Origin of the sequence: Alteribacillus sp. YIM 98480 (assembly GCF_009765375.1) — a bacterium.
In the GTDB taxonomy this organism is placed as follows: domain Bacteria; phylum Bacillota; class Bacilli; order Bacillales; family Marinococcaceae; genus Alteribacillus.
In genome coordinates this window covers 144108-170546 of the sequence record NZ_VTOK01000006.1, presented here as the reverse complement: position 1 = coordinate 170546, position 26439 = coordinate 144108, and the positions used below count along the sequence as shown (strand labels likewise).

22 protein-coding genes are annotated in these 26439 nt (G+C 40.2%); 18 read left to right on the top strand and 4 right to left on the bottom strand.

Translation table 11 applies throughout. The features are described from left to right. The gene (locus FZF09_RS09655) at positions 1–303 is read right to left on the bottom strand and encodes a HesB/YadR/YfhF family protein (protein WP_158736382.1); all 303 of its coding nucleotides are present in this window, start codon (positions 301–303) and stop codon (positions 1–3) included. 105 nt (positions 304–408) lie between these two features. Between FZF09_RS09655 and FZF09_RS09650 the strand changes: the two genes are divergently transcribed. Continuing rightward, complete coding sequence (locus FZF09_RS09650; protein ID WP_158736381.1) at positions 409–1959, top strand: carboxypeptidase M32; 1551 nt, start codon at positions 409–411, stop codon at positions 1957–1959. Positions 1960–2418: 459 nt separating this feature from the next. Here FZF09_RS09650 and FZF09_RS23030 read toward each other — a convergent pair whose 3' ends face one another. Continuing rightward, positions 2419–2553, bottom strand: coding sequence for a hypothetical protein (locus FZF09_RS23030; RefSeq protein WP_255450463.1), 135 nt, complete (start codon positions 2551–2553; stop codon positions 2419–2421). Between the two features lie 170 nt (positions 2554–2723). On the opposite strand from FZF09_RS23030, the gene FZF09_RS09645 reads away from it, so the two are divergent. From FZF09_RS09645 to FZF09_RS09575, 15 genes are all read left to right on the top strand, one after another. Next, a complete protein-coding gene (locus tag FZF09_RS09645) occupies positions 2724–3908 on the top strand; it encodes an acetyl-CoA C-acetyltransferase (RefSeq protein WP_158736380.1) in 1185 nt (394 codons plus the stop codon). Positions 3909–4005: 97 nt separating this feature from the next. Continuing rightward, entirely contained in the window at positions 4006–4725 is a 720-nt protein-coding gene (locus tag FZF09_RS09640; RefSeq protein WP_158736379.1) for a CBS domain-containing protein, read from the top strand. A gap of 35 nt (positions 4726–4760) precedes the next feature. After that, positions 4761–6050, top strand: coding sequence for a sigma-54 interaction domain-containing protein (locus FZF09_RS09635; RefSeq protein WP_158736378.1), 1290 nt, complete (start codon positions 4761–4763; stop codon positions 6048–6050). Between the two features lie 753 nt (positions 6051–6803). Next, complete coding sequence (locus FZF09_RS09630; protein WP_158736377.1) at positions 6804–8357, top strand: acyl CoA:acetate/3-ketoacid CoA transferase; 1554 nt, start codon at positions 6804–6806, stop codon at positions 8355–8357. Between the two features lie 42 nt (positions 8358–8399). Continuing rightward, complete coding sequence (locus FZF09_RS09625; protein ID WP_158736376.1) at positions 8400–9683, top strand: GntP family permease; 1284 nt, start codon at positions 8400–8402, stop codon at positions 9681–9683. Between the two features lie 112 nt (positions 9684–9795). Further along, positions 9796–10536: a 3-oxoacyl-[acyl-carrier-protein] reductase gene (fabG, locus tag FZF09_RS09620; protein ID WP_158736375.1), complete on the top strand. Its 741-nt coding sequence runs from the start codon at positions 9796–9798 to the stop codon at positions 10534–10536. Between the two features lie 333 nt (positions 10537–10869). Then, positions 10870–11934: an ABC transporter ATP-binding protein gene (locus tag FZF09_RS09615; RefSeq protein WP_158736374.1), complete on the top strand. Its 1065-nt coding sequence runs from the start codon at positions 10870–10872 to the stop codon at positions 11932–11934. Between the two features lies 1 nt (position 11935). Further along, entirely contained in the window at positions 11936–13468 is a 1533-nt protein-coding gene (locus FZF09_RS09610; RefSeq protein WP_158736373.1) for an ABC transporter permease/substrate-binding protein, read from the top strand. A 22-nt stretch (positions 13469–13490) separates the two neighbouring features. Then, the gene (locus FZF09_RS09605) at positions 13491–13907 is read left to right on the top strand and encodes a CoA-binding protein (RefSeq protein WP_158736372.1); all 417 of its coding nucleotides are present in this window, start codon (positions 13491–13493) and stop codon (positions 13905–13907) included. Between the two features lie 200 nt (positions 13908–14107). After that, positions 14108–16075: a DNA topoisomerase IV subunit B gene (gene parE / locus FZF09_RS09600; RefSeq protein ID WP_158736371.1), complete on the top strand. Its 1968-nt coding sequence runs from the start codon at positions 14108–14110 to the stop codon at positions 16073–16075. Positions 16076–16078: 3 nt separating this feature from the next. Continuing rightward, complete coding sequence (gene parC, locus FZF09_RS09595) at positions 16079–18538, top strand: DNA topoisomerase IV subunit A (protein ID WP_158736370.1); 2460 nt, start codon at positions 16079–16081, stop codon at positions 18536–18538. A gap of 55 nt (positions 18539–18593) precedes the next feature. Then, a complete protein-coding gene (locus FZF09_RS09590; protein ID WP_158736369.1) occupies positions 18594–19094 on the top strand; it encodes a metal-dependent hydrolase in 501 nt (166 codons plus the stop codon). Positions 19095–19222: 128 nt separating this feature from the next. Continuing rightward, on the top strand, positions 19223–19693 hold the full coding sequence (locus FZF09_RS09585) for a MaoC family dehydratase N-terminal domain-containing protein (protein WP_158736368.1): 471 nt from the start codon (positions 19223–19225) through the stop codon (positions 19691–19693). Continuing rightward, positions 19671–20072 carry a MaoC/PaaZ C-terminal domain-containing protein gene (locus tag FZF09_RS09580; protein ID WP_158736367.1) on the top strand — a complete coding sequence of 134 codons (402 nt, stop codon included), beginning with the start codon at positions 19671–19673 and terminating at the stop codon, positions 20070–20072. Before FZF09_RS09585 ends, FZF09_RS09580 begins: the two co-directional genes overlap by 23 nt. Positions 20073–20105: 33 nt before the next feature. After that, the gene (locus tag FZF09_RS09575; RefSeq protein WP_158736366.1) at positions 20106–21044 is read left to right on the top strand and encodes an MBL fold metallo-hydrolase; all 939 of its coding nucleotides are present in this window, start codon (positions 20106–20108) and stop codon (positions 21042–21044) included. A 586-nt stretch (positions 21045–21630) separates the two neighbouring features. Here FZF09_RS09575 and FZF09_RS09570 read toward each other — a convergent pair. Further along, positions 21631–22737, bottom strand: a complete 1107-nt coding sequence (locus FZF09_RS09570; protein ID WP_158736365.1) for an MGDG synthase family glycosyltransferase — start codon at positions 22735–22737, stop codon at positions 21631–21633. A 279-nt stretch (positions 22738–23016) separates the two neighbouring features. Between FZF09_RS09570 and FZF09_RS09565 the strand changes: the two genes are divergently transcribed. Continuing rightward, entirely contained in the window at positions 23017–23925 is a 909-nt protein-coding gene (locus tag FZF09_RS09565) for a YegS/Rv2252/BmrU family lipid kinase (RefSeq protein ID WP_158736364.1), read from the top strand. Positions 23926–23942: 17 nt separating this feature from the next. On the opposite strand, the gene FZF09_RS09560 is transcribed toward FZF09_RS09565, so the two are convergent. Next, complete coding sequence (locus FZF09_RS09560) at positions 23943–24668, bottom strand: endonuclease/exonuclease/phosphatase family protein (protein WP_233269464.1); 726 nt, start codon at positions 24666–24668, stop codon at positions 23943–23945. A gap of 119 nt (positions 24669–24787) precedes the next feature. Between FZF09_RS09560 and FZF09_RS09555 the strand changes: the two genes are divergently transcribed. Continuing rightward, positions 24788–26257 (top strand): alkaline phosphatase family protein, encoded by a 1470-nt coding sequence (locus FZF09_RS09555; protein ID WP_158736363.1) that lies wholly within the window; start codon positions 24788–24790, stop codon positions 26255–26257. The last annotated feature ends 182 nt before the right edge of the window (positions 26258–26439 follow it).

Genomic DNA, 26439 nt, shown 5'->3' with positions numbered 1-26439 from the left:
TTATTTCGGGTTGATCACATCATAGATCTTCGGATTCTTAAACTGTAAAAAATCAATGGTTTTATCGTATGATATTGTCATGCCGTCTAAATACCATTTATCTTGCGGATTGACAAAAAAAGAAACACCTTCTTCCTGAAGCACGTACGCCTCTGCTTCGGGTTTTTCTTTTGCCACTCCAATCGAAAAACCACCGGAGCCGACTCCGCCGATTCGAACAAACAATCTTAGGGGTTCACCTTCTTTTAAATCCATTTCATCCTTATAATGACGAGCTGCTGCCGGGGTAATTGTCAGTTCCATTGTATCTCTCCTCTCTGTTTTATGTTATAACATGAGGTCAGCAATGTTTCAAAAATAACAGTAAATCAGCAGGATAATCGTTATTTATCAAGAAATTGTTTTTGAATGAAGCAGGATTTTCTACATATAAAGGAGCGAATCATAGTGAGTCTAAAAAAAACCGAAGCTGCTTTTCATGAACATATGAAAAAATTATCTGCCTACGAACAAGCCATAGGCGTCATGCATTGGGATGCGCGCACCGGCGCTCCTAAAAAAGGAGCAGATCAGCGTTCAGAAGTGCTCGGGCTTCTTTCGACTGAGCTCTTTAAACTAAAAACATCTGAAGAAACCGGAGAATACCTTGGCACGCTGTTAGAAAGCGGAGCAGAAAATACTGTTTCCTCCATTACGACGAAAGCTGCCAAAGAATTGAAAAAAGAATACGACCGTTCCAAAAAAATTCCGGAAGACGAATTTAAAGAATACAGCGTTTTAACGTCAAAAACGGAATCGGTTTGGGAAGAAGCAAAGGAAAAAGATGATTTTGAAACCTATCAGCCTTACCTCGAGAAAATTGTAGACTTCAACCGAAAATTTGCTGAGTACTGGGGATATGAAGGCCATCCGTATAATGCTTTGATTGAAGACTATGAACCAGGGATGACTGTAGACAAGCTAGATAACGTATTCGGACGTTTGAGAAACGGATTAATCCCCTTAGTGGAAGGAGTCACTTCCTCTTTTCACAAACCGGATACTAGCTTTTTGTTCGAACTTTTTCCAAAAGAAAAGCAGCGCGCATTCAGCTTAGATATTTTAGAACAAATGACGTATGACTTTAAAGCCGGCCGGCTTGATGAAACGATACATCCATTTGCGATTGGATTAAATCCAAACGACGTGCGGGTAACAACCAAATATGATGAAAACGATTTTCGCACCGCAGTATTTGGCACAATTCATGAAGGCGGTCATGCTCTTTACGAACAAAACCTGTCAGATACACTAGAAGGAACCGTCCTATGCGATGGCACTTCTATGGGCATTCATGAATCCCAGTCGTTATTTTATGAAAACTTTGTCGGCCGCAATCGCTCTTTCTGGGAAAGGAACTATGATTTATTAAAATCTTATTCGAACGGCCAATTTGATGACGTACCTCTCGATCGTTTTTATCACGCTATCAATGAAGCGAAACCATCTCTAATCCGTATTGAAGCAGATGAAATGACGTATTCACTTCATATTATTTTACGCTACGAAATGGAAAAAGCGCTGATCAGCGGTGATCTTCAAGTAAAAGATCTTCCGCGCGTCTGGAATGAAAAAATGGAAGAATACCTAGGTGTGACTCCGCCGAATAACAGTAAAGGAGTCCTCCAAGATGTACATTGGTCATTTGGTGCGTTCGGTTATTTTCCATCTTATGCATTAGGCTATATTTATGCTGCCCAGTTAAAAAACGCGATGCTCAAAGATTTACCTACATTTGATGATCATTGTTTAAGAGGAGAATTGGCCCCTATTAAAGAGTGGCTCACTGAAAATGTTCACCAGCACGGCCGTATGAAAAAACCAGAAGAAATTCTTGAAGATGCAACTGGGGAAGGTGTAAATCCTGTACATTTACTTACGTATCTAAAAGAAAAATACAAAGGACTTTACCAACTTTAAACATCCTAAGAAAAGCGCAAGCGCCTTAAAAGAAGGAAGTTCGGCTACGAGCGTCACGTCCTGTGACAACGCCGAACTGACTCCCATCCTGGGAGCCCGCGACAGGTTCTGGAGCTTTCGCGCAGGGTCGCCTGCGGCCCGGAGTCGAAAGAGAAGACATAAGACGTTCAGCTTATTTTAATGAACTTCTACTAAAATCGCACACGTCGACGCATAGGATGTGCGAATGTCGCCAATGCCACAGGACGTGACGTTTTTGGCGACGAGTGTGCAACGTAGAAGTCACCACATCGTGTGGAAGTACGTCCTCTGACAACGCTGAACGGGCTTGCACAGGAGGTGTTGACTTTTGCGTTGCGACAGGACGTCGCTGTTTTAGCAAAAGTTCCTCTTTATCGTGTGCGCCTGAACGGCTGGGCGCTGAAGCTAGACATCAAAAACGCCAAAATTTATACTCTCTTATCTAATAAGAAAAGCGCAAGCGCCTTGCTCACGAGCGACAAGTCCTGGAGGGTCGGCATATGGAAAGCTTATCTTTGCTTTCCATTGACGAACCAAAGGAATCTCGAGCGAGTAGGCGCTGGAGCTAAACATGTAAAACGCCCAAATATTTTTACTCCCTTACCTTTTTAGAAAAACTTGACTTTCCGCCAAGTTCCCATGGCAACATACTTCATCCTACATTTCATAAAAACTTGGCACCGTTTTTGCAAAGATAATACAGAGAGCTCTATCAACCATAAACAAGCACAGGAGGTTTTTTCATGAGAGAAGCAGTTATTGTAAGTGCAGCAAGAACACCGATCGGAAGCTTCGGCGGCGCGCTGTCTTCCAAATCAGCCGTAGATCTTGGCGTTATAGCAGCTAAGGCTGCAATTAAACGAGCTGGTATCGCAAAAGAAGAAATTGACGAAGTGCTCGTCGGAAACATATTATCGGCAGGTCTTGGCCAGAATGTAGCGAGACAAATTGCTATTCATAGCGGACTTCCCGATAGTACACCGGCCATGACGATTAATAAATTGTGCGGTTCAGGTCTTCGCACCGTCAGCATGGCCGCTCAGTTTATCGCATTAGGAGACGCCGATGTGATTGTAGCAGGAGGAACAGAGTCGATGAGTAATGCCCCATATGTTTTACCAGGCGCACGCTGGGGAGAACGGATGGGGGAAGGCAAAATGATAGATACGATGCTGACAGACGGTTTAATGGATTCGTTTCATAACATCCATATGGGCATCACCGCAGAAAATATTGCCGAGCAATGGGAGTTTTCCCGTGAAGAGCAGGATGCCTTTGCATTAAAAAGCCAAGAGCGAGCGGAACAGGCGATACAATCCGGCCTCTTTAAGGAAGAAATCGTCCCTGTAGAGATACCTCAGCGAAAAGGGGACCCCATTGTGGTTGAAACAGATGAATTTCCAAAGCCAGGGATGACCATAGAAAAGCTTCAAAAATTAAAACCAGCATTTAAAAAAGACGGCACCGTAACAGCCGGGAATGCTTCGGGTATTAATGACGGCAGTGCGATGCTTGTAGTCATGGCAAAGGATAAAGCAGAAGAGCTCGGGCTTACACCGCTTGCTTCTATTACGTCCTATGGTAATGCTGCAATTGACCCTAAAATAATGGGCTACGGGCCGGTACCTGCTTCCAAACAAGCATTAGAGCGAGCAGGCCTTACCATTGGAGATATGGACCTAATTGAAGCAAACGAAGCTTTTGCCGCGCAATCTTTAGCGGTTTTAAAAGATTTAGAGATCGATCCAGACCGTGTCAACGTTAATGGAGGAGCCATTGCTCTCGGTCATCCTATCGGTGCTTCAGGAGCAAGAGTTCTCGTAACGCTCTTGCACGAGATGAAACGAAGAGACGCCGCCCGCGGACTAGCTACATTATGTATTGGCGGCGGTCAGGGAACGGCATTAATCGTCAACCGTCAGAGCTAATACGCGTTAAGGGAGACTGTCATACCCATGCAGTCTTCCTTTTTTCACCAATGGTATACTGAAAAATAAAGCATGCTGCTAAACGGAGTTGAGTGCCATGAAATTGCCAAAACGAGAGGAAATAACGGTACAGCCTCGTTTAAAAATGAAATTTTCTACGTCGATTCAAGAAGCAGCCCGGCAATTAAAAGAACAAAATACAGATGAAGCTGTCATTATTACTAAACAAGAAAAATATGCCGGCCGTATACATAAAGAAGATTTATACGAAACCATCGTCGAAGGTATATCGCCTGAAATGCCAGTAGGGGACATTTGCACAGCCCCCGCCGTCGAACTGCCGTTACGTTCTTCTTTAAGCTCTCAAGATCTGTGCCGGGCACCGCTTCCCGCAGCCGATGAAAAAGGAAAATTTATCGGTTTTCTTTCGTTTGAAAAATGGATCCACTTCATAGAAGAATGTTTTGCCAAACAAAACAATCATTTTCATGCAATTTTAAACCATCTACAGGAAGGGATAGTAATTACTGATAAAAACAATCACCCTCTCTTTTGGAATAAAATAGTAGAAGACTGGAGAACTTTTGGCCAAACGAAGAAGCCTGCGGAGTCTCTTTTCACAGAAAATGAATGGCGTTTATTAAAACGCTTAGAACCGAAAAAAGAACAAAGCATAACGTTAGCTTTGCCGGATGCTGCATTTCATGCTGCCAAATTCGAGATCATTTATGACGAAAAGCCAGCTCTTCTTTTCACTTTTATAAAAGATCAAACTTCTTCTGCTTGGCAAACATCAGGACAAAGAGCAAAACTTTAGAAACAATCTATGAATACCTTTATGACGGAATCATTATGGTAGATAAAGATGGTTACATAACGATGTTAAGCCAGGAATATGCTGACTTTCTCGAAGTAAACCTGCAAGACGTAATAGGACGACATGTTACAGAAGTGATTGAAAATACGAGAATGCACATCGTGGTTCAAACCGGAAAAGCAGAAATAGCTGATTTACAGCGTATTAAAGGGGATTATATGATCGCCTCGAGGATTCCTATTATTAAAAACGGGCATATTACAGGTGCTGTCGGAAAAGTGCTGTTTAAAAATGTTGGCGGTTTCAATGCTTTGTATAAACGAATCCAGCGCATGGAAAAAGAGTTAAAACAATATAAAGGGGAATGGCAAGAACAGCATCAGGCTAAATATCAATTTTCTCATATTGTTGGTGAAAGCAGCATAATGAAGCAGACAAAACAGCTCGCAGAAAAAGCAGCGGAAACTGAATCGAATGTTCTCCTGCTTGGTGAAAGCGGGACAGGTAAAGAGCTGTTTGCTCACGCGATTCATAACGCCAGTGCAAGAGCTCCAGGCAGCTTTGTAAAAGTAAATTGTGCGGCGATACCGCCTGAATTGTTAGAAGCAGAATTATTCGGGTACGTAGAAGGATCTTTTACCGGTGCAAAAAAAGGAGGTAAAAAAGGAAAATTTGAAGCGGCAGACGGAGGTACCATCTTTTTGGACGAAATCGGGGAGCTGCCTCTTCATATGCAGGTGAAATTCTTGCGGGTGTTGCAGGAAAAAGAAGTAGAAAAGGTAGGAGCAAACAACACAACTTCCGTCGATGTCCGCATTATCGCTGCAACGAACCGACACCTAGAAGAGATGGTCGATAAAGGAGAATTCCGCCTCGATTTATACTACCGACTGAATGTGGTGGCTATCTCTATCCCGCCGCTGCGAGACCGAGAAAACGAAATTAAAAAATTAACCAATCTCTTGTTAAATAGAATTTCTGAACAAATGAGAAAACACATCCAAGGCATTTCGGATAAAGCGAAATATTTATTGCTTCAATACCATTGGCCCGGCAATATTCGTGAACTCGAAAATGTTCTCGAACGAGCTATTAACCTTGCCGACCCTCATTCGTTTCTAGAACCAGAACATTTTTCTGAAAAACTAAGAGACACTTCACCACAAAATACGAAACCATTGCAATCGGTCCTTGATGAAGCGGAAAAACATGCAGTATCTCAAGCCATACAAAACGCTGCTGGAAACAAAAGCAAAGCAGCAGCCATGTTAAGCATCAGCCGCACCGCTCTTTACGAAAAAATAAAAAAGCATTCGTTAGAATAAGAAAAGTGCAAGCGCCTTAAAAGAAGGAAGTTCGGCTACGAGCGTCACGTCCTGTGACAACGCCGAACTGACTCCCATCCTGGGAGCCCGCGACAGGTTCTGGAGCTTTCGCGCAGGGTTGCCTGCGGCCCGGAGTCGAAAGGGAAGACATAAGACGTTCAGCTTATTTTAATGAACTTCTACTAAAATCGCACACGTCGACGCATAGGATGTGCTAATGTTGCCAATGCCACAGGACGTGGCTTTTTTGGCGACGAGTGTGCAACGTAGAAGTCACCACATCGTGTGGAAGGACGTCCTGTGACAACGCTGAACTGGCTTGCACAGGAGGTGTTGACTTTTGCGTTGCGACAGGACGTCGCGGTTTTAGCAAAAGTTCCTCTTTATCGTGTGCGCGTGAGCGGCTGGGCGCTGGAGCTAGACACGTAAAACGCCAACTATTTATAATTTCTTACCTTTTAAAAGAAGAACCACAAACAGATGGCTATCTGTTACGTGGTTCTTTTATGTTCGATTTTCTTAACAACTTTTCTTCATCTTTCAATAACTGTAAAGATAAATTTACATTTTAATTGAAAGCGCTTATAAAATGTCAACTTAAGCTAACAAAAGGTGGAGCTGTTTTTTTAAAAGGAGTACCCATTTACCCTTTTAAATCCTTCTAATACTTCTTATATTTTTGGCACAACACTTGCATTTTACTACAATCAACCGTTAATGAAAGCGGATACAAATAGAAAAGGAGTAGAGTTCATGAGCAAAGTAATGAGTGCAAAAGCAGCCGCAGCGTTAATTAAAGACGGTTCCACTATTGCTACTGGCGGATTCGTCGGAAATGGTCATCCTGAAGAATTAACAAAAGCATTAGAAAAAAGGTTTCTCGATGAAATGAGCCCGCAGCATTTGACCGTAGTATATGCTGCAGGTCAAGGAGATGGCAAGACGAAAGGACTAAACCATCTCGGGCATGAAAACCTTGTGAAAAAAGTGATTGGTGGTCACTGGGGCCTTGCCCCTAAGCTTCAAAAACTTGCGATTGAAAATAAGATCGAATCCTACAATTTACCACAAGGGGTCATCACCCATCTTTTCCGGGATATCGCTGCCGGAAAACCGGGCACCTTCACCCATGTCGGCTTAAAAACATTTGTGGATCCTCGTAATGACGGCGGAAAGCTAAATGAATGTACCAAAGAAGATGTGGTAGAACTGACTTCCATTAATGGACAGGATTACTTGTTCTACAAAACTTTCCCTATAGATGTGGCGCTAATTCGCGGCACCTATGCCGATGAAAACGGCAACGCGACCATGGAAAAAGAAGCGGGTACGCTGGAGATTTTATCAATTGCCCAGGCTGCACGCAATTCAGGCGGCAAAGTAATTCTCCAAGTAGAAAAAGTCGTCGAAAACGGCAGCTTGGACCCCCGCATGGCCAAGATACCAGGGATTTATGTAGATGCCATTGTAGAAGCAGAACCTACAAATCATATGCAAACCTATGGAGAACAGTACAATCCTGCTTACAGCGGAGAAATAAAAACATCGATTACATCACTAAACCGCCTTCCGCTCGATGAACGAAAAGTCATCGCTCGCCGTTCAGCAATGGAACTTATGCCAAATGCCATTACAAACTTAGGGATTGGTATGCCCGAGGGGGTAGCCATGGTAGCAAATGAAGAAGGCATTGGAAAGGAAATGCGTTTAACCGTTGAATCTGGACCAATCGGAGGAGTACCGGCAGGGGGGTTAAGCTTTGGAGCCGCTACCAACCCAGACATCATTATCGATCAGCCGTATCAATTTGATTTCTATGACGGCGGCGGTCTGGACGTTGCCTTTTTAGGATTAGCCCAGTTAGACCGCAAAGGAAACGTAAATGTTAGTAAATTTGGTCCAAAAATTGCCGGAGCAGGCGGTTTTATTAATATCTCACAAAACGCCAAAAAAGTAGTATACTGCGGGACATTTACCGCTGGTGGATTAAACGTTGAAATTAATAATGGCGCGCTTCACATTCTGCAAGAAGGAAAAATTAACAAGTTCCTTCAAGATGTGGAACATATCACCTTTAGCGGAGAGTATGCCCTTGAAACAGGGCAGGATGTGTATTACGTAACAGAACGAGCTGTTTTTAAACTAGTACCCGGCGGAATTGAATTAACAGAATACGCTCCTGGCATTGAGGTAGAAAAGGATATTTTCAATCAAATGAGCTTCAAACCATATATATCACCACATTTAAAAGAGATGGATAAGCGAATTTTCAAAGAAGAAAAAAATGAACTTATCGGTATGTACTGAAAAAGCGGCTTATCCAGGCTTAACATAAAGGAGGAATTTTCATTGTTTGGTATATTACTAGGACTCATTGTATTAATGGTGCTGGCTTACCTCGGCTGGTCTATTATCTGGGTGGCTCCGATTGCGGCCGGAGTAGTGGCTCTTACCGGCGGACTGGATTTATTAGATGCTTATAAAGATACGTATATGGGCGGATTTGTTAATTTTGCAAAGGATTGGTTTCCTGTATTTATGCTCGGGGCTGTGTTTGGAAAGTTGATGGAAGACACGGGAATGGCAAGATCGGTTGCTGTTGCATTAACAAAACTAATCGGCACGAAACGAGCTATTTTAGGAGTGCTCGTTTCGGCCGCCGTTTTAACATATGGCGGTGTTAGTTTGTTTGTGGTTGTGTTTGCTGTCTATCCACTAGCGTTAACTTTATTTCGTGAAGCAAACATCAGCAGAAGATTAATTTCGCCTACAGTGGCACTTGGAGCCTTTACATTTACGATGACAGCCGTACCCGGTACACCGCAGATTCAAAACCTTATTCCGATAGAATACTTTAATACGTCTGCCACAGCAGCACCAATAATGGGAATTGCAGCAGGCGGTGTCATGTCAGTTGGTGGGTATGTTTATTTGCGCTGGCGTGAAAGGAGTATGACAAAAGCTGGCGAAGTATTCACTGAACCAAAAGATAAAAAAATTGTCGATGTAAAAGGAGAAGATCCGCCTTTTCTATTATCTCTTTTACCGCTTTTAACTGTGCTTATTACGCTGAATTTGCTCGGCTGGGATATTGTAGTCGCCCTTGTTTCTGGCATTGTGTTAATAATGCTATTGAATCTAACAAAATTTAAACATTTCGTTAAGGCGATTAATCTTGGAGCTGCTGGTTCTGTCACAGCGATCATTAACACCAGTGCAGCCGTTGGATTTGGGACCGTAGTCCAAGCAGTGCCTGGGTTCGAAAGACTCACTGAAATATTGATGGGAGTAAAAGGAAGCCCGCTCATTTCCGAAGCGTTTGCGGTTAATATTTTAGCAGGTGCTACTGGATCTGCATCCGGCGGAATGGGAATTGCTCTTGAAGCACTGGGGGCAAGATATTATGAAATGGCTATGAATACAGGAATCGACCCAGAAGCGTTTCACCGTGTAGCATCTCTTTCTTCCGGCGGTTTGGATGCGCTTCCTCATAACGGTGCTGTACTTACACTTTTAACCATTACCGGTATGACTCATAAAGATTGCTACAAAGATATTTTTGTCGTTGCTGTAGGCATTCCGGTTCTATCTGTTATCGTTGCTATTCTTCTAGCATCCGTCGGATTGGTATAAACATTAGAAAAACTCACCTTGCCGTGAAGTTTCTATGGCCGAACCTGTAGTTTTTCTTACCCTGTAACAAGTTAAACATTCCTAAATAATGAGAAAGCAGGAGGAAGATAAGATGAAACTAGAAAATAAAACAGTCGTCATTACAGGCGGAGCACGCGGCATTGGAGCAGCCACCGCAGAAAAGTTTTTAACAGAAGGAGCAAATGTTGTATTAGTAGATTTGAAACAAGAAGAGGTTGAGCAAATGGCAAATTCTTTTTCAGCTTATGAAGGGAAAGTCGTAGGAGTAGAAGCAGACGTTACGAAAAAAGATTCTGCCCAAAATAGCATCGAATCCGCTGTTAAACACTTTGGTACTGTGGATGTTCTCATAAACAATGCAGGAATTACAGCAGATGCCCAGCTTTTAAAAATGGAAGAAGACCAGTGGGATAACGTAATAGATGTTAATTTAAAAGGCGTTTTTCTAATGACCCAAGCAGCAGCCGCGCAAATGAAAGAACAAAGCAGCGGAGTTATTTTAAATGCATCTTCTGTAGTAGGCCTTTACGGAAATTTTGGGCAAACCAATTATGCAGCGACCAAATTCGGGATGAACGGTATGACAAAAACGTGGGCAAAAGAGCTTGGCCGCTATAATATCCGAGTAAATTCTGTTGCTCCAGGTTTTATCCTAACACCAATGACGGAAAAAATGCCTGAAAAAGTATTAAATACAATGAAAGAAAAATCTGTATTAAATAAACTTGGCCGTCCGGAAGATATCGCGAATGCATATGCATTTCTCGCTTCAGACGAAGCTCGTTTTATAACAGGAACCGTATTAAGCGTCGATGGCGGTGTTGTCATATAATTAAGAAAAGTTGGCTGGCTTCAAGCCTTTAGGCGAAGGTGATTGCCTAGTTGCACTTATACTGATTTTCTCAACATTTTGACGACGTCGATGATTCACCCACGCTAGAATTTTATGCTTTCCTATCAGTGGAACAAAAACCTGTCAGAAATTCTGGCAGGTTTTTTGCTTGGATAAAACCTACTAGCGCAGGTGTCACAGGATGCGGCGTTTTTAGACGGTTTCTTTACAAGAGGGAAGAACTCAAGTTTTCTAGGAAAAGAAGGGTTTGAACGGTAAAGAAATGTGAAATACAAATGTATGATTTGTTTTGATGAAAAGAGGTCGCAATCTATGATCAAATTTAAAAATATTACCAAACATTTTGCAGACGGAACAAAAGCAGTTCACGAATTCAACCTGAAGATTAATCAAGGAGAATTGTTTGTACTAATAGGTCCTAGCGGATGCGGAAAAACGACTACGTTAAAAATGATTAATCGCTTAATAGAACCGACAAACGGCCAAATTTTCATTGAAGGAAAAGATATTCGCGATTGGAACACGCAAGCGCTTCGCTGGAATACAGGCTACGTCTTGCAGCAAATCGCACTTTTTCCAACCATGACCATAGAAGAAAATGTATCAGTCGTTCCTGACATGAAAAAATGGGGCAAACAAAAAACAAAAAAACGAGTAGATGAACTTCTCGATATGGTAAGCTTGGACCCTTCATTATATAAAAACAGAAAACCAACAGAGTTATCCGGCGGTCAGCAGCAGCGGGTAGGAGTAGTACGTGCTTTAGCGGCAGACCCGGACATTCTACTTATGGATGAGCCATTTAGTGCGCTTGATCCCCTCACAAGAGAACAGCTTCAAAAAGATATCCGTAAGCTGCAAACAGATATTCAAAAAACAATTGTTTTTGTGACACATGACATCGACGAGGCGTTCGCTTTAGGTGACAGAATTTGTTTAATGAATGAAGGAAAAATCGTACAAGCAGGAACGCCCCGCGAATTAACAAGACAGCCGGCAAACACGTTTGTAAAAGAATTTATCGGAGACAAAAAAAACGAATGGGAAACACCGGTCTCTGAAATAATGGACCCGCACAGCGAATTCATTGCAAGTCTAGACAGCCTAAATGAACTCCCCTTGTATACGGCTCCCTTATATATTTTTGGTGCGAATCATCAGTTTCTTGGCCGCAGACAAGGAAAAGAAATTGTCGACCATGATATTTCCATTTCTCCGGAGACTATGCTGCAGGAAGCGGTTTATGATTTTGAGAAAACGGACGCGGACGCTCTTCCTGTTATTAAAGAGGGCAAGTTAATAGGTGTCTTAAGCTATAAAGATATTGTTCGCTACCTAAAAGACGTAAACGGCCCTTTAGAAAGGGAGTCGATGTGAAATGGGAACCTATCAAGCTATGATAGAACTATTCCAAGAAAGACAGGACACATTTTGGACGTTAATGTGGGAACATGTCCATATGTCCTTATTTTCTCTTCTTTGTGCAGTATTAATTTCGGTCCCGCTTGGCATTTATTTATCAAGAAAACAAAGAATTGCCGAACCGATCATTGGTGCAGCAGCAGTACTGCAAACGATTCCGAGTCTCGCACTGCTCGGATTTATGATATTGCTATTAAATCAAATTGGTACGTTTCCAGCTGTTGTTGCGTTAACGGCATACGCCCTTCTTCCGATTTTAAGAAACACATATACCGGCATTAAAGGAGTCGATCCAGCCATAAAAGAAGCAGCAACGGGGATGGGAATGAGCTCGTTTCGGCGGCTTCGAAAAATTGAACTGCCCATGGCTATTCCTGTCATAATGGCAGGTATTCGCACATCAATGGTCTTAATTGTCGGTACTGCTACGCTGGCTGCTTTAATCAGTGCAGGAGGTCTCGGTGATTTTATTATGACAGGGATTGACCGGGCCGATAACGCTTATATTCTGCTCGGTGCGATACCAGCAGCTCTGTTGGCTCTATTTTTCGATTTTATATTGCGAATGACCGAGAGAACATCGCAAGGAAAAGCACTAACTCCTATTATCGTCGTTCTTACCGTCTCTATCCTTGTCGTCATTATCCCTCTTTTTTCCTTTCATCAAAAATCAGAGCTTGTGATAGGAGGAAAAGTGGGGGCTGAACCAGAAATAATTGCGAACATGTATAAACACTTAATCGAAGAAGAAACAGATATTTCCGTCACTGTTGAATCCGGGTTTGGAAGTACAGACATGGCGTTTAACGCATTAACCGTTGATGAAGTAGATATGTATCTTGAGTTTACAGGAACGGCACTGACTGCTTTGTTAGATAGACAGCCTGATCCTGGAAGCAATGAAAAAGAAGTGTATGAACAAGCTAGAAATGGGATGAGTTCCAAGTATAATATGGCTTATCTCGAACCGATGCAATTTAATAATACCTACGCTATTGCCATGAAAGAAGAAAAAGCAAGAGAGCTTGGAATAGAGAAGATATCAGACATGGAAGACTATACGAAAGAGCTGACAGCTGGATTTACTTTTGAGTTTGCCGATCGAGAAGATGGTTATATTGGCATGCAGGAAGTGTATGGGCTTTCTTTTGATAACGTAGAAACGATGGATCAAGGTCTTCGCACCCGTGCCGTTGAAGCAGGAGAAGTTGATTTCATTGATGCGTATTCCACAGACGCTGATATGGTAGAATATGACTTATTCATTTTAGAAGATGACAAAAATTTGTTTCCTCCATACCAAGGAGCACCATTGCTTAAACAAGAAACATTAGATGAACATCCGCAGATTGAGGACATTTTAAATCAATTATCAGGCAGAATTACAAATGAAGAAATGCAGGAAATGAATTACATGGTCGATTATGAAGACAAAGACCCAAGTGCTGTAGCAAAAGAGTATCTTACAAAGAATGGGTTTTTACCTTAACTTTATTAAAGGAGGAGATAAGATGAGCAAGCTAGAATACCCAGCGCAAAACGAAATTAAAAACATTTTAAAAGAAAGCAAAACGATTGCAGTGGTGGGATTATCTGAGGATCCTTCCCGCACTTCTTATCAAGTGAGTAAAGTCATGCAGAATGCAGGCTATAAAATTATTCCTGTTAATCCAAAAGCAACAGAAGTATTAGGAGAAAAAGCAGCAGCCTCTCTCCAGGAAATTGAGGAGCCCATTGATATTATTAATGTGTTCCGGCGCAGCGAACATCTCCCCGGGGTAGCCAAAGACGCAGCCGAAACAAATGCTGACGTTTTCTGGGCGCAGCTTGGCTTAGAAAATGAACAAGCCTATCATATCGCAAAAGATGCCGGCTTGACAGTTATTATGGATAAATGTATAAAAGTAGAACATGCAAAAACAATGTAATCGTTAAAATTGGCGCTCATTTTTTTAACATGAGCGCTTCTTTTTGCATTGTTATTAATAAAGAAGGGTTAACATTTTTCCTAAGAACGATAGAATAAGAATACATATTACAAATTGAAGGATGAAACATACGTTCTATTTATGGTATGTTATAGTGTAGATTACAGGTTTTGCTTTTTTCCAGAAAGGAGAACACGCCATTGAAACAAGCTTTTGATTATAACGATGATGCTATTCAGGTGTTAGAAGGACTTGATGCTGTCCGAAAAAGGCCAGGGATGTATATTGGCAGCACGGACACACGCGGTCTTCATCATCTGGTGTTTGAAATATTAGATAATGCAGTCGACGAAGCCCTAGCTGGGTTTGGTGATACGATAGATGTTATTCTTCATAAAGACAACAGTGTGACCGTGGCCGATGAAGGCAGAGGAATTCCTACAGGCACGCACCGCACAGGCCGTTCTACACCGGAAGTAATTTTCACCGTATTACATGCCGGGGGCAAATTTGGTCAGGGCGGTTATGCAACGAGCGGGGGACTGCACGGAGTGGGGGCTTCTGTAGTCAATGCTCTATCGGAATGGCTGACTGTCACAATTCATCGTGATGGTGAAATCTTTTATCAAGAATTCGCTCATGGCGGACAGCCGGTTACACCGTTAAAAAAACAAGGGAATACAAAAAAAACGGGAACCATTATTCGTTTTAAGCCAGATTCTGATGTATTTAGTACGACGACCTATCAATATGAAACGCTGGCAGAACGGCTGCGCGAAGCTGCTTTTCTATTAAACGGAGTAAGCATACGGCTTACCGATGAGAGACATGACGAAAAAGAGACGGAAACATTTTCGTATGAAACCGGAATTAAAGCTTTTGTAGAATACCTAAATGAAGACAAGGAAGTGCTGCATCCGGTTGTTTATTTTGAAGGAACGAGCCAGGATATAGACGTTGAATTTTCTTTTCAATTTAACGATGCCTACACCGAAAATGTTTTGTCATTTGTTAATAACGTACGCACAAAAGATGGTGGCACTCACGAATCAGGAGCTAGAACAGCCATGACCAGAGCGGTAAATGAATATGCAAGAAAAATGAATTTCTTAAAAGAAAAAGATAAAAACCTTGACGGCTCAGATATAAGGGAAGGTTTTACAGCGGTCGTATCCATTAAGGTTCCAGAGAACATGCTTCAATTTGAAGGACAGACAAAAGGAAAGCTCGGCACCACAGAAGCACGTTCTGCCGTTGATCAAGTGGTCTCAGATAAACTGACCTATTTCTTTGAAGAAAACCCTACCGTAAGCGGTATGCTTATTAAAAAAGCTATTAAAGCTGCACAAGCTAGAGAAGCGGCTAGAAAAGCACGCGAAGAAGCACGAAGCGGCAAAAAGAGCCGCAAAAAAGATGTGCTGTTAAGCGGAAAACTTACACCAGCACAATCAAAAAACCCAGAAAGAAACGAATTGTATTTAGTCGAGGGCGACTCTGCGGGGGGGTCTGCCAAACAGGGAAGAGACCGTAAGTTCCAGGCTGTTTTGCCGCTTCGAGGAAAAGTCATAAATACAGAAAAAGCAAAACTTGATGACATTATGAAAAATGAAGAAGTACGCACGATTATTTATTCGCTCGGAGCAGGCGTTGGTGCAGATTTCTCGATGGAAGACCGTAACTATGACAAAGTAGTCATTATGACAGATGCCGATACGGATGGTGCTCACATCCAGGTGCTTTTGCTTACTTTCTTTTACCGTTACATGAGACCGCTTGTAGAAGCAGGCAAAGTATATATTGCGCTTCCTCCATTGTATAAAGTCAGCAAAGGAAGCGGAGCGAAACAAAAAATCGAATATGCTTGGGATGAAGACGGTCTTAAAGAAGCTATTAATAAAGTAGGAAAAGGCTATGCCATTCAACGTTATAAAGGGCTCGGGGAAATGGATGCTACGCAGTTATGGGAAACGACGATGAATCCAGACACAAGAACACTAATCCGAGTTACAGTCGAAGACCTTGCCCGGGCTGATAAACGGGTGACTACTTTAATGGGAGATAAAGTTGAACCGAGACGAAAATGGATTGAATCCCATGTCGCATTTGGCCTCGAAGAAGAAACGAATATCTTAGAAAACGAAAACCTTCATTTTGCCGAGGAGGAGTAAAAGGTGGCGGAAGCTGAAAAATACCTAGATTTACCGTTAGAAGATGTCCTTGGCGACCGTTTTGGCCGCTATAGTAAATATATTATTCAAGAGCGTGCACTGCCTGATGCAAGAGATGGTTTAAAACCAGTGCAGCGCAGGATTTTGTACGCCATGCTCCAGGATGGAAATACAGCAGATAAACCGTTCCGAAAAGCAGCGAAAACTGTTGGTAATGTGATCGGTAATTATCATCCGCATGGTGATTCATCTGTTTATGACGCAATGGTGCGGATGAGCCAGGAATGGAAAGGACGAAATTTACTCGTTGAAATGCATGGAAACAACGGCTCCATTGATGGAGATCCGCCAGCTGCTATGCGTTATACCGAAGCAAGACTTTCTTCGATTTCTGCAGAGCTTTTAAAAGATATTGAAAAAAATACGGTAGAATACATCCCTAACTTTGATGATTCTTTAGAAGAACCAGTTGTTCTGCCGGCCATGTATCCAAATTTATTAGTAAATGGATCTACAGGTATTTCATCTGGCTATGCAACCGATATCCCACCTCATCAACTGGGAGAAGTTATTGATGCTGTCCTTATGGAAATGGATAATCCAAATTGTACGGTCGATGACTTAATGACCGTTTTAAAGGGACCAGATTTTCCAACTGGCGGAATTATCCAAGGAGTAGAAGGCATTAAAAAAGCTTACCAAACCGGAAAAGGAAAAGTGGTTGTCCGTGCAAAAGCTGACATTGAAGAGGTGAGAGGCGGACGACAGCAAATTGTTATTACCGAAATTCCTTATGAAGTGGTCAAAGCAAACCTCGTTAAAAAAATGGATGAAATACGATTTGATAAAAAAATTGATGGAATCGCAGAAGTTCGTGATGATACAGATCGAACAGGCTTGCGTATCGTTGTAGAACTAAAAAAAGATGCGGATCCAAATGGCATTTTAAATTACTTATATAAAACTACGGATCTGCAAGTGTCTTACAGCTTTAATATGGTAGCTATTCATCATAAAACCCCTAAGCTATTGGGGTTAAAACAGTTGCTGCAAGCTTACGTCGAGCACCAAAAAGATGTCATTACCAATAGATCTCGTTATGAATTAAACAAAGCAAGAGACCGTCAGCATATTGTAGATGGGTTAATCAAAGCGATTTCCATTTTAGATGATGTGATTGCTTCTATTCGTGCTTCTAAAGACAAAAAGGATGCAAAACATAACCTTATTGAGCAGTTTCAGTTTACAGAAGCTCAAGCAGAAGCCATTGTTACTTTGCAGTTATACCGCTTAACAAACACAGATATTACAACGTTAGAAAAAGAAGCAGAGGAACTCAAAAAACAAATTAAGAGACTTGAAGGTATTCTATCGAGTGAGAAAAAGCTTCTTAATGTTATTAAAAAACAGCTTGAACGCGTAAAGAAGACATACAACGATGAACGCCGCACCGTTATAGAAGATAAAATTGAAGAGTTGAAAATTGATCTTGAGGTTATGGTGCCTTCAGAAGATGTTATCGTTACCGCTACAAAAGAAGGATATGTGAAACGTACAAGCCCGCGTTCCTATTCTGCATCCAATGAAGAACCGCCAGGAATGAAAGAAACGGATGATCTGCTTTTCTTCCAGGAATTAAATACGACCAATACACTGCTTCTTTTTACAAAAAAAGGAAATTACCTTTTTATGCCGATACATGAACTGCCTGATATCCGTTGGAAAGATAATGGCCAGCATATAGGTAATATCGTCCAGCTCGACCCTGATGATTCGTTAATTAAAGCAGTTCCTGTTTCTTCTTTTACTGAAGAGCAATTCCTCGTATTTTTTACAAAATACGGTATGGTGAAAAAAACCGTATTATCTGCGTATAGAGCGCAGCGGTATTCAAGAGCGCTTGTTGCGGTCAAAGTGAAAGAAGACGATGAAGTAGTTAATGTTGAAATGACGGACGGAACGAGCGAGATACTAATAGGTACGCAAAAAGGCTACGGTCTTCGCTTTCACGAAGAAGAAGTATCTCCTGTAGGACAAAGAGCAGCTGGGGTGAAAGGAATTAACCTTAAAGAAAATGATTACGTCATAAATGGCGTCAGCATAACAAATCCAGCTGATAACAGAACTTATGTCGTTGCGGTTACCCAGCGCGGAGCAATGAAAAAAATGCCTTTAACAGAATTTGAAAGAAGCACTCGTGCAAAACGAGGTTTAGTTATGTTAAGAGAGTTAAAATCCAAGCCTCACCACATTGTCGGGCTTGAATTAGTTGATGAGGCAGAAGATTCTATTCAAATATTAACAGAGAGCGGAGAAGTTACAGCAGAATATCCTGATCAGCTGAGAAAAAGTGATCGATACAGCAATGGCTCATTTGTTATAGATACAGAGGCAAATGGAAATGTAAAAGAAATTTGGAAAACAATTGATTATCAAAAGCTAAATGAATCGAAAAACAGCTAATTTTATTATAATATTATTATGTAAACAAACGGATAAGTAGAAAGGTTAATCAAAAATGAATGCAGGTACTCATACTATAGGAGCTGCAGCAGCAGGAGCCGCATGTTATGCATTTTATTCTATGCCTTTTCAATTAGAGAGCATTTATGGTGCCATATTTATAGGAAGCACGATAGCCGGAGGATTACTTCCAGATATATGCCAGCCTTTTTCCTGGATTGGAAGAAGGCTTGGTCTAATATCTAAAATGGTCAATAAAATATTCGGTCATCGTACATTTACTCACAGCTTATTATTTTTAGTGTTTTTATTTCTAGCTTCCGGAGCTGTACAAGAGAACTGGGCAGCACCATTTCAGTACGGTCTGACAATCGGTGCAGCCAGTCATTTACTGCTTGATATGCTAACACCGCGCGGAGTTGCTTTATTGTATCCTGCTAAGTTTTATATTAAAGCACCACTAACAACAAAAACAGGATCAATTATGGGGGAAGGGGTTATCGGATTTCTTATGATGGCCTGGATTGTTTATTTCAGCACGACGATGACAGGATAAGCTTTTGTTTTTCTCCCTCTGTTAGCTAGAAACAGAGGGAGCGTTATAATGTAAGCACTTTCCTAGAACGAATTTTCCGAATAGTGTAAACTTGTTATTATCACGTCAGAAAGAGGGAATATGACCCGATGTATAAACATTTAATTGGAAAACAATCAGAAAAAGTAGAAAATCAAGTAGAAAGAGGGGCAGTAGCAGCGTTCGCAAGATCGATAGGTGATCCTCATCCTCTTTACGTTGATAAAGAATATGGAAAATACTCAAAATATCAAAACAACATAGCACCTCCGACTTTTCCTCGCACTTTTTCGTATGGAACTATTCCCGGTTTACACCTGCCAGTTGCAGGGTTAATTCACGGCGAGCAGACATTTGAATACAAAAGACCTTTACTCATCGGTGAAGAAATATATTGCCACTCCAAAGTCGAAAATTATCGAGAGAAACGGGCTGCGTCCGGTCACCTCGGCTTTCTAACCCTTATTAACATTGGAGAAGACATGCGAGAAAATAATATTTTCACATCCAAGGTAGTACTCGTTCTGACAGAACAAGCAAGAGAGGGGGAGGATTATTATGACAGCAATCACAGAGCTTAATGTGAATGAATGCATTTCTTCGGTGACGCTGTCTCCTGTCTCTAGGCTTGATTTAATTAAATATGCCGGTGCGTCAGGTGATTTTAACCCGATCCACACCATTGATGAAGAAGCCGAAAAAGCAGGACTTCCAGGCATTATTGCTCACGGAATGTGGACGATGGGAAACATCAGTAAATTATTCACGCCATACATGGAACAAGGCTTTATTCAATCGTTTTCTACCCGTTTTACCGGTATGGTGTTTTTAGACGATGTATTAACACTCACAGCTGAATTAGCAGATAAAAAGGAAGAAAAACTTATTTTCACCGTTAAAGCCGTCAAACAAGACGAAACGACGGCAGCAAAGGGGACAGTTATTTTTAACCTTTATTAAATTTATTAAATATGGATTATTGGGGGTTTTTCTATGATCGATACACTAGGTATCAAGCAGATAAAAATTGATCTGCCATTTCGATTAAACCACGTGTATTGCTTTCTTGCAGAAGGAGAAGACGGTTGGACTGTTATTGACACAGGCTTACATAACAACTATACCGTTAATTTGTGGGATAAAGAACTGAACAACAAAGAGATTCATAACATTATTATTACGCACTACCACCCGGATCATTTTGGATATGCCGGAGGGCTGCAAGAAAAAACTGGTGCCAAGGTCTCAATGACGAAGACGGATGCAGACCTGGGATATAATGCATGGACGGATGGATTTATTAATGAGATTCGCAGAAATTACACATTAGCAGGTGTACCAGACGAGACAGCGAATAAAATGAAAAATAACACAGAAGAATTTATTCATTATGTAACCCCTTATCCTAGAGTGGATCACTATTTAGAAGAGGGGGAGAAGGTTAGAATTGGTCATTATGAATACGAAGTCATTTTTACTCCAGGGCACTCAGATGGATTAGTAACATTTTATAATGCGAAACATAATGTTTTGCTTGGCACGGATCATATTCTGCCCAAAATAACTCCGAATATATCATACTGGTTTCACGGCGAAGAAAACCCGCTGCAATTGTATCTTGAGTCATTAGAAAAGATAAGAGCGCTGCATGCAGATTATGTTATTCCTTCTCATGGAAAACCATTTTACGGAGCAAACGAACGAATTGACGAAATAAAAGAACACCATGAAGAACGATTAGCAAAACTGCAAACCATCATAAAAAAACCATGTCATGTTTATGAAGCCAGCCAAAAATTGTTTGAAAAAGAACTGAATGTACACGAAACACGTTTTGCTGTCGGAGAAACACTGGCTCATTTAGAATACTTACGAAAAAAAGGTGATTGTGGTCGAGAGATGTACAACAATTCTTGGATTTATTATAAATAACCGACATACTAAGATTAGACTTAGTTAACAGCAATTATCAAAAGTTTAGTTTAAAATTTTTTCTGTCTCAATATCACAAGTTTACTTAATTTTTGAGACAGAAATCATTTTTCTATTTTACTTCTGATAATATATATTATGTAAACTAGAAATAAACCTCAAAAGAAGATACCAAATTCTTCTCGGTAAATCTTTCTCTTTTAAATATCCATTTTATTTTCTTTATCAACCCTCTTACCAGCAGTTTTCGATACCGTCATTCCGATCCGTTTCTTTATTTTCTTTCAATTTAAAGAAAATCAGTTTGAACGACAATTCGTTCCTAATGCTATTAACATTCTTTTTTCCGTTCTTCACTTAAAAACTTATTATCATTGATTATTGCTCACACTGTTGCCACCGTAACATTCACTTTACTTAACCTAACCGCCTCCACCGTTTTCCCCACTCTTATCCCCTTTTTCCATATGACAAATTCTTTTCTCTCCTTTCATTTCTCATAGTATTAGGTTATTAGTTTCATTTGAAACATCCGGAACTATTACACAAAATCATAAAGTTGTCATCTTAATAAAAAGCTTAAGAATCAATTAATTATGCGAGGAAAAAATGTGAGCAGCTGATTCTTAGCAATTTGCTCATGGTATTGGTTTAATCTATTCTCTAAGTCATTTAATTTCGAATGGGAATTCAGGCTATTAAAGATCTGATTTTCGATCGGGCCCTTTTTTTTCCAATTATGAAAATGAAATGCTAACCCCTGTGATGTTAAGTATTGGAGGTTCATCTCCTCTTGTCCAGGTAAAGGGTCATATAAAAAAAGAGGTATTTTTTTATATAAACCTTCACTTATTGTAACACCGCCAGGTTTCGTAATTATGCCGTGTGCCTGATGATACAGGTTGTTCATTTCACTTCTAGAATCAATATATTTTAAAGGAATAATACTTGGATGGTTCAATGCTTTGACCATTTGATACAGTTGAATATTTTTACCACATAAAATTTTATAATAGAGATACCTATTTGGTTTAATAGCAGCTAGAAAATATTTTAATTGACCTACCCCTAGACTTCCCCCGCTTACCAGAATGGTTAAACGTTTAGACCTAGATACTTTTAGTTTTTCTGAGCGTTTAATCAATGGATGTACGGGAATCCCTGTTACAATAATATCCTCCGCCTTTATCCCCTTGTCAATTAAAGCTTGTTTAAGCGGAGAGTCAGGAACTAAATGAAAATCAATTCCCTGTTTTCCCCAAATCGTATTTATAAAAAAATCCGTGTATACATTCACAATCGGAATGGATATAACTCTCTTTTGCTTGAGGCAGCTTAATATATAAGAAGGTAGACAATGCGTACAGATTACACAATCCGGCTGCTGCTCATCCAACAATTTAAGCATCGCTCGTTCGAATAACAATTCATAGGCACGAAACCGGTTTTTCTCATGGTTTTCAAATGCGTTTTTTTTGTAGAGCCAGCTATAAAATGAGGGAATGGAAACAATTGATTTCATATAGATGTTTGAAACCAAGCTTTCCATGTTTCCATAGGCATAACTAAAAATGTCGACAGTTTCGCATTTAATTGTGGAATCATATATTTTAAGCCAGGAAATAAATGATTTTGCTACTTGATGATGTCCAGTTGATAATTGTAAAAAAGGCATTACCAGTATCTTTTTCATGTCGATACGCCTCTCTTTATTTTGCTGAAACAGCTAGGGATTGGGTTTAAATAATGAAGTGAGTAAAATGGCTCTTTATAAGCTAGTTGAATAGGTATCCTGCTTCGAGTATTTTTCGTGTATGAAGGTAAAATTATTCAAAAATAGAGAGAAGTAAGTGTGAAGGCTATATTATACCGATTTCCTATAAAAACAAACGTGTAAAAACGAAGATATTGTCCAATCTAAAAAAGAACCAAATGAAGAGGATTTAAAAACACGGCAGATGAGGTTTGTGATATGAAGCATACATCAGAAAAACAAGCACTGATGATATATAACCCTTTTTCAGGGCAAAGAAAAATCCATAAAAACTTCCCAAAAATAACAACCAAACTAAGGGAATTGGGTTATGCCCTCTTCATACAAAAGGTAACAGAAAGGGAGAAGGCAGACCTTGCATTAAAAAATGCATGTTCAAACAAATGGGATGCGATCTTTATCGCAGGAGGCGACGGTACGATAAACAATTGTTTACAAATTATAGCCGAAGAAGAAAACCGTCCTCAAATAGGAATTTTTCCATTTGGAACCAGTAATGAATTTGCTCAATATATCGGAGTATCATCCAATATAAATCATGCTCTTTCTGTCATTGAAACTAATTATACAAAACCGATTGACATTGGGAAATTTGGCAGCCAATACTTTGTCAACATTGCATCAGCAGGCTGGTTGTCAGATATAACTTATAAAACCTCACCTCTGCTTAAATCTTATATAGGGGAATGGGCATATGTTCTTTACTTTCTTAAAACATTTTTCATGACAAAACAATCCACCCCGATTACCGTAAATGTCTCCACTGATGAAGTACATTCCGATTTATCATTATTTTTAATTATGAATGGAAACGCAGTCGGTCCATTTGAACGCCTTATTAAAAGTTCCACAAATGATAATGGTTATTTCCATCTTCTCGCCTGTAAAAAAACAAATCGAATCCTGCTTTTTGTGATATTGTTAGCTAAACTGTGCCATCTTTCAAACAATTCTACTATTATAAGGCATACCAAAATACAGTCAGGACATTTTTCTATTCCAGATTCCATAGCCCTTAATCTTGATGGGGAAAAATACCAAGTACAGGACTTTCAATTCAAAGTGTTACCCCAGCATCTCCATGTTTTTAGCTCACGGCAAAACTAATTGGCAGAGTGTAGACTTCAAATAAAAAGAGTCGTTTTTAATGGGAAATGGTCAGAAGCCATTGGCATTGCTGTTACAACTTCAGCATCAATAATATGTAATTCGGGACTAGTAAATATATAGTCTAATCTATATCTCGGGCGAATCGATGAATAGGTGTGCCCTTCTCCACTTCCTGCTGCATGCCAAACATCTTGAAATTGCCTGTTTATTTTTTTCCATCCCCTTGACCCTGGTTTCATATTACAATCTCCCATTATGATCAAGGGGCGAGTCTTTTTTTTCCATTGATTCATAATAAAATTCGTTTGCCTATTATGAATAAAAGGATGAAGACTAAGATGTGTAACATTAACTTGAATGACCTTCTTATTTATTTGAATCTCAGCGTCTAGTAGTGACCTGCCTTCTGTTAACCAAGGTATAAAATGAAAAAAATACGTCTTTGTGTGAAGAATTGGAAAACGGGACAGCAGGGCATTTCCATATTGCCTCTTCACCATAGTATTTTTGGATTTTAAGGAAATAGCAGGACCATAACTTTGGTACATATTCAATTTTTTGGCAAGTTCATCCACTTGATCTTGATAATGACTTCGTTTTGAAAAATGTTTATCTACTTCGTTCAGTCCAACCATATCCACATCACTTTTTTGAATGACTTCGGCAATTCTGTTCAGATCCATTTGTTTATCCATACCTTTACCATGATGAATGTTATAGGTCATGACCTTTATTTCCACAAATTTTCCACCTCTATTTGTACCCTTTTTGTAATATGAATTTGTCCCTTCTGTAAGATGCATAAAACTCTCGATTTTATTCATGCTAAACTTAATGTTATATCTTACGGGGGTTCGTGATGAGTCCAACTCCAAAACCAGTTATTTTATTAATTATTGATACATTAATGTCTACTCCTCTAGAGGAATCTGTTCAAACCGGACATGCTCCAGCTTTGCAATATTTAATGGAAAGAGGCAGATACTTTCCTCATGTTGTCAGTGCCTTTCCAACCATGTCGGTTACAATAGAAAGCACCTTATTAACCGGAAAGTATGCTGACAAACATCATCTGCCAGCACTCCTATGGTACCATGAGGATGAAAAGAGAATAGTAAACTATGGCACCGGAGTAAAAGAAATTATAAAAACGGGATTTTCCTCGTTTGTTAAAGATATGTTTTTTGAATTAAACAGTATTCATTTAAGTAATCAAGTAAAAACAATACATGAAGAATTATCAGAAAGAAAACTTGCAAGCGCCTCAATTAATGCCTTTGTATATCGGGGAAATACAGTTCAGCAAATCCATCTACCTACAATTTTACGCTGGGTGACTGGATGTAATGGAACATGGGATATCCAGGCCCCGCCTTTATGGTCGCTTGGTTCCTTTTCAAAGTTTCATCCTTTAACCAGCACTCCCCAAACGTTTTCTGGTAACTATAAAGCAGGCTGCAAGGAGTTGAAATATCTAATAAAAAGAAACAAACTTCCCCCATTTACGATGTGTGTCATTCAAGATCTTGATTTACGTATTCATCTTAAAGGGCCGATGGATTTAAAAGGCATTCAAAAAATCGATCGTGAACTACAAAAGCTTCTAAATCTATATTCTAGTTGGGAGAAAGCCCTTAAGGAGTGTACATGGATTGTTTTGTCTGATAACGGGCATGCTTCTATGGGCAATAATAAACATCATTATGTCATTAACCTTAGAAAAATCCTGAAAGACTTTGTCATCATGAAAGATAATATTCCCATCCCCTGCAAAGATCAAATTGCACTTGCTGTGAATCAGCGAATGGCGTTTGTTTATTGCCTCGGCAATGGAGTTAAAAAAAATCGCATTCTGGCAAGTTTAAAACAGGATAAACGAATAGATATTATTGCATGGCAGGAACAAGGCTTAAATCATGTTGTCTCAGGAGAGAAGGATGGAAAATTCACTTTTTCTAAAGGTGGTTTATATCAAGATCAGTATGAACAAACATGGACGATTTCGGGAGAGGAAAGGCTTCTAGATATTACAGTAAAAAACCATAAAATAAACTACGGAGATTATCCAGATGCGCTTGCACGCCTTTCAAGCAGTCTAACATCTCACAAGGGAAGCTATTTAGTGATCACTGCAAAACCAGGATATGAATTTAAAGATACAGGTTCCCCCCTTCATGTAGGTGGAGCTGCACATGGATCTTTGCATAAACAAGAATCATTAATTCCTATGATTGTGGCAGGAACAGAGGTCTATCCAAAATATGAGCGTATTGTAGATTTTAAACCATGGATTATGCGTTTGATCATGAACAAACCTCTCAACCAATAAACCCGTAGTGAGCGGTCTTTGCTCACGAGGACGCTGTAGCGTTTCCCGCGAAACGAAGTGTATTCTAGTTGAAAAAACTTTTTATACGCGTATCTGAAACAACAGCGGTGCACATAGGTGTTTTTGGTCGGTTTGGGACACACGGTGTTTCATCCATCAAAAAGAGACGGCCTGTGACTAGC

Bases quoted from the DNA above. Each gene is read 5' to 3' on its own strand.
- FZF09_RS09640 (WP_158736379.1), top strand. From the start codon at position 4,006: ATGAAATTGCCAAAACGAGAGGAAATAACGGTACAGCCTCGTTTAAAA.
- FZF09_RS09610 (WP_158736373.1), top strand. From the start codon at position 11,936: ATGGGAACCTATCAAGCTATGATAGAACTATTCCAAGAAAGACAGGAC.
- FZF09_RS09630 (WP_158736377.1), top strand. From the start codon at position 6,804: ATGAGCAAAGTAATGAGTGCAAAAGCAGCCGCAGCGTTAATTAAAGAC.
- FZF09_RS09575 (WP_158736366.1), top strand. From the start codon at position 20,106: ATGATCGATACACTAGGTATCAAGCAGATAAAAATTGATCTGCCATTT.
- FZF09_RS09605 (WP_158736372.1), top strand. From the start codon at position 13,491: ATGAGCAAGCTAGAATACCCAGCGCAAAACGAAATTAAAAACATTTTA.
- FZF09_RS09655 (WP_158736382.1), bottom strand. From the start codon at position 303: ATGGAACTGACAATTACCCCGGCAGCAGCTCGTCATTATAAGGATGAA.
- FZF09_RS09555 (WP_158736363.1), top strand. From the start codon at position 24,788: ATGAGTCCAACTCCAAAACCAGTTATTTTATTAATTATTGATACATTA.
- FZF09_RS09580 (WP_158736367.1), top strand. From the start codon at position 19,671: ATGACAGCAATCACAGAGCTTAATGTGAATGAATGCATTTCTTCGGTG.
- FZF09_RS09615 (WP_158736374.1), top strand. From the start codon at position 10,870: ATGATCAAATTTAAAAATATTACCAAACATTTTGCAGACGGAACAAAA.
- fabG (WP_158736375.1), top strand. From the start codon at position 9,796: ATGAAACTAGAAAATAAAACAGTCGTCATTACAGGCGGAGCACGCGGC.
- FZF09_RS09585 (WP_158736368.1), top strand. From the start codon at position 19,223: ATGTATAAACATTTAATTGGAAAACAATCAGAAAAAGTAGAAAATCAA.
- FZF09_RS09570 (WP_158736365.1), bottom strand. From the start codon at position 22,737: ATGAAAAAGATACTGGTAATGCCTTTTTTACAATTATCAACTGGACAT.
- FZF09_RS09635 (WP_158736378.1), top strand. From the start codon at position 4,761: ATGGTAGATAAAGATGGTTACATAACGATGTTAAGCCAGGAATATGCT.
- FZF09_RS09565 (WP_158736364.1), top strand. From the start codon at position 23,017: ATGAAGCATACATCAGAAAAACAAGCACTGATGATATATAACCCTTTT.
- FZF09_RS23030 (WP_255450463.1), bottom strand. From the start codon at position 2,553: ATGTTTAGCTCCAGCGCCTACTCGCTCGAGATTCCTTTGGTTCGTCAA.
- FZF09_RS09590 (WP_158736369.1), top strand. From the start codon at position 18,594: ATGAATGCAGGTACTCATACTATAGGAGCTGCAGCAGCAGGAGCCGCA.
- FZF09_RS09645 (WP_158736380.1), top strand. From the start codon at position 2,724: ATGAGAGAAGCAGTTATTGTAAGTGCAGCAAGAACACCGATCGGAAGC.
- FZF09_RS09650 (WP_158736381.1), top strand. From the start codon at position 409: ATGAAGCAGGATTTTCTACATATAAAGGAGCGAATCATAGTGAGTCTA.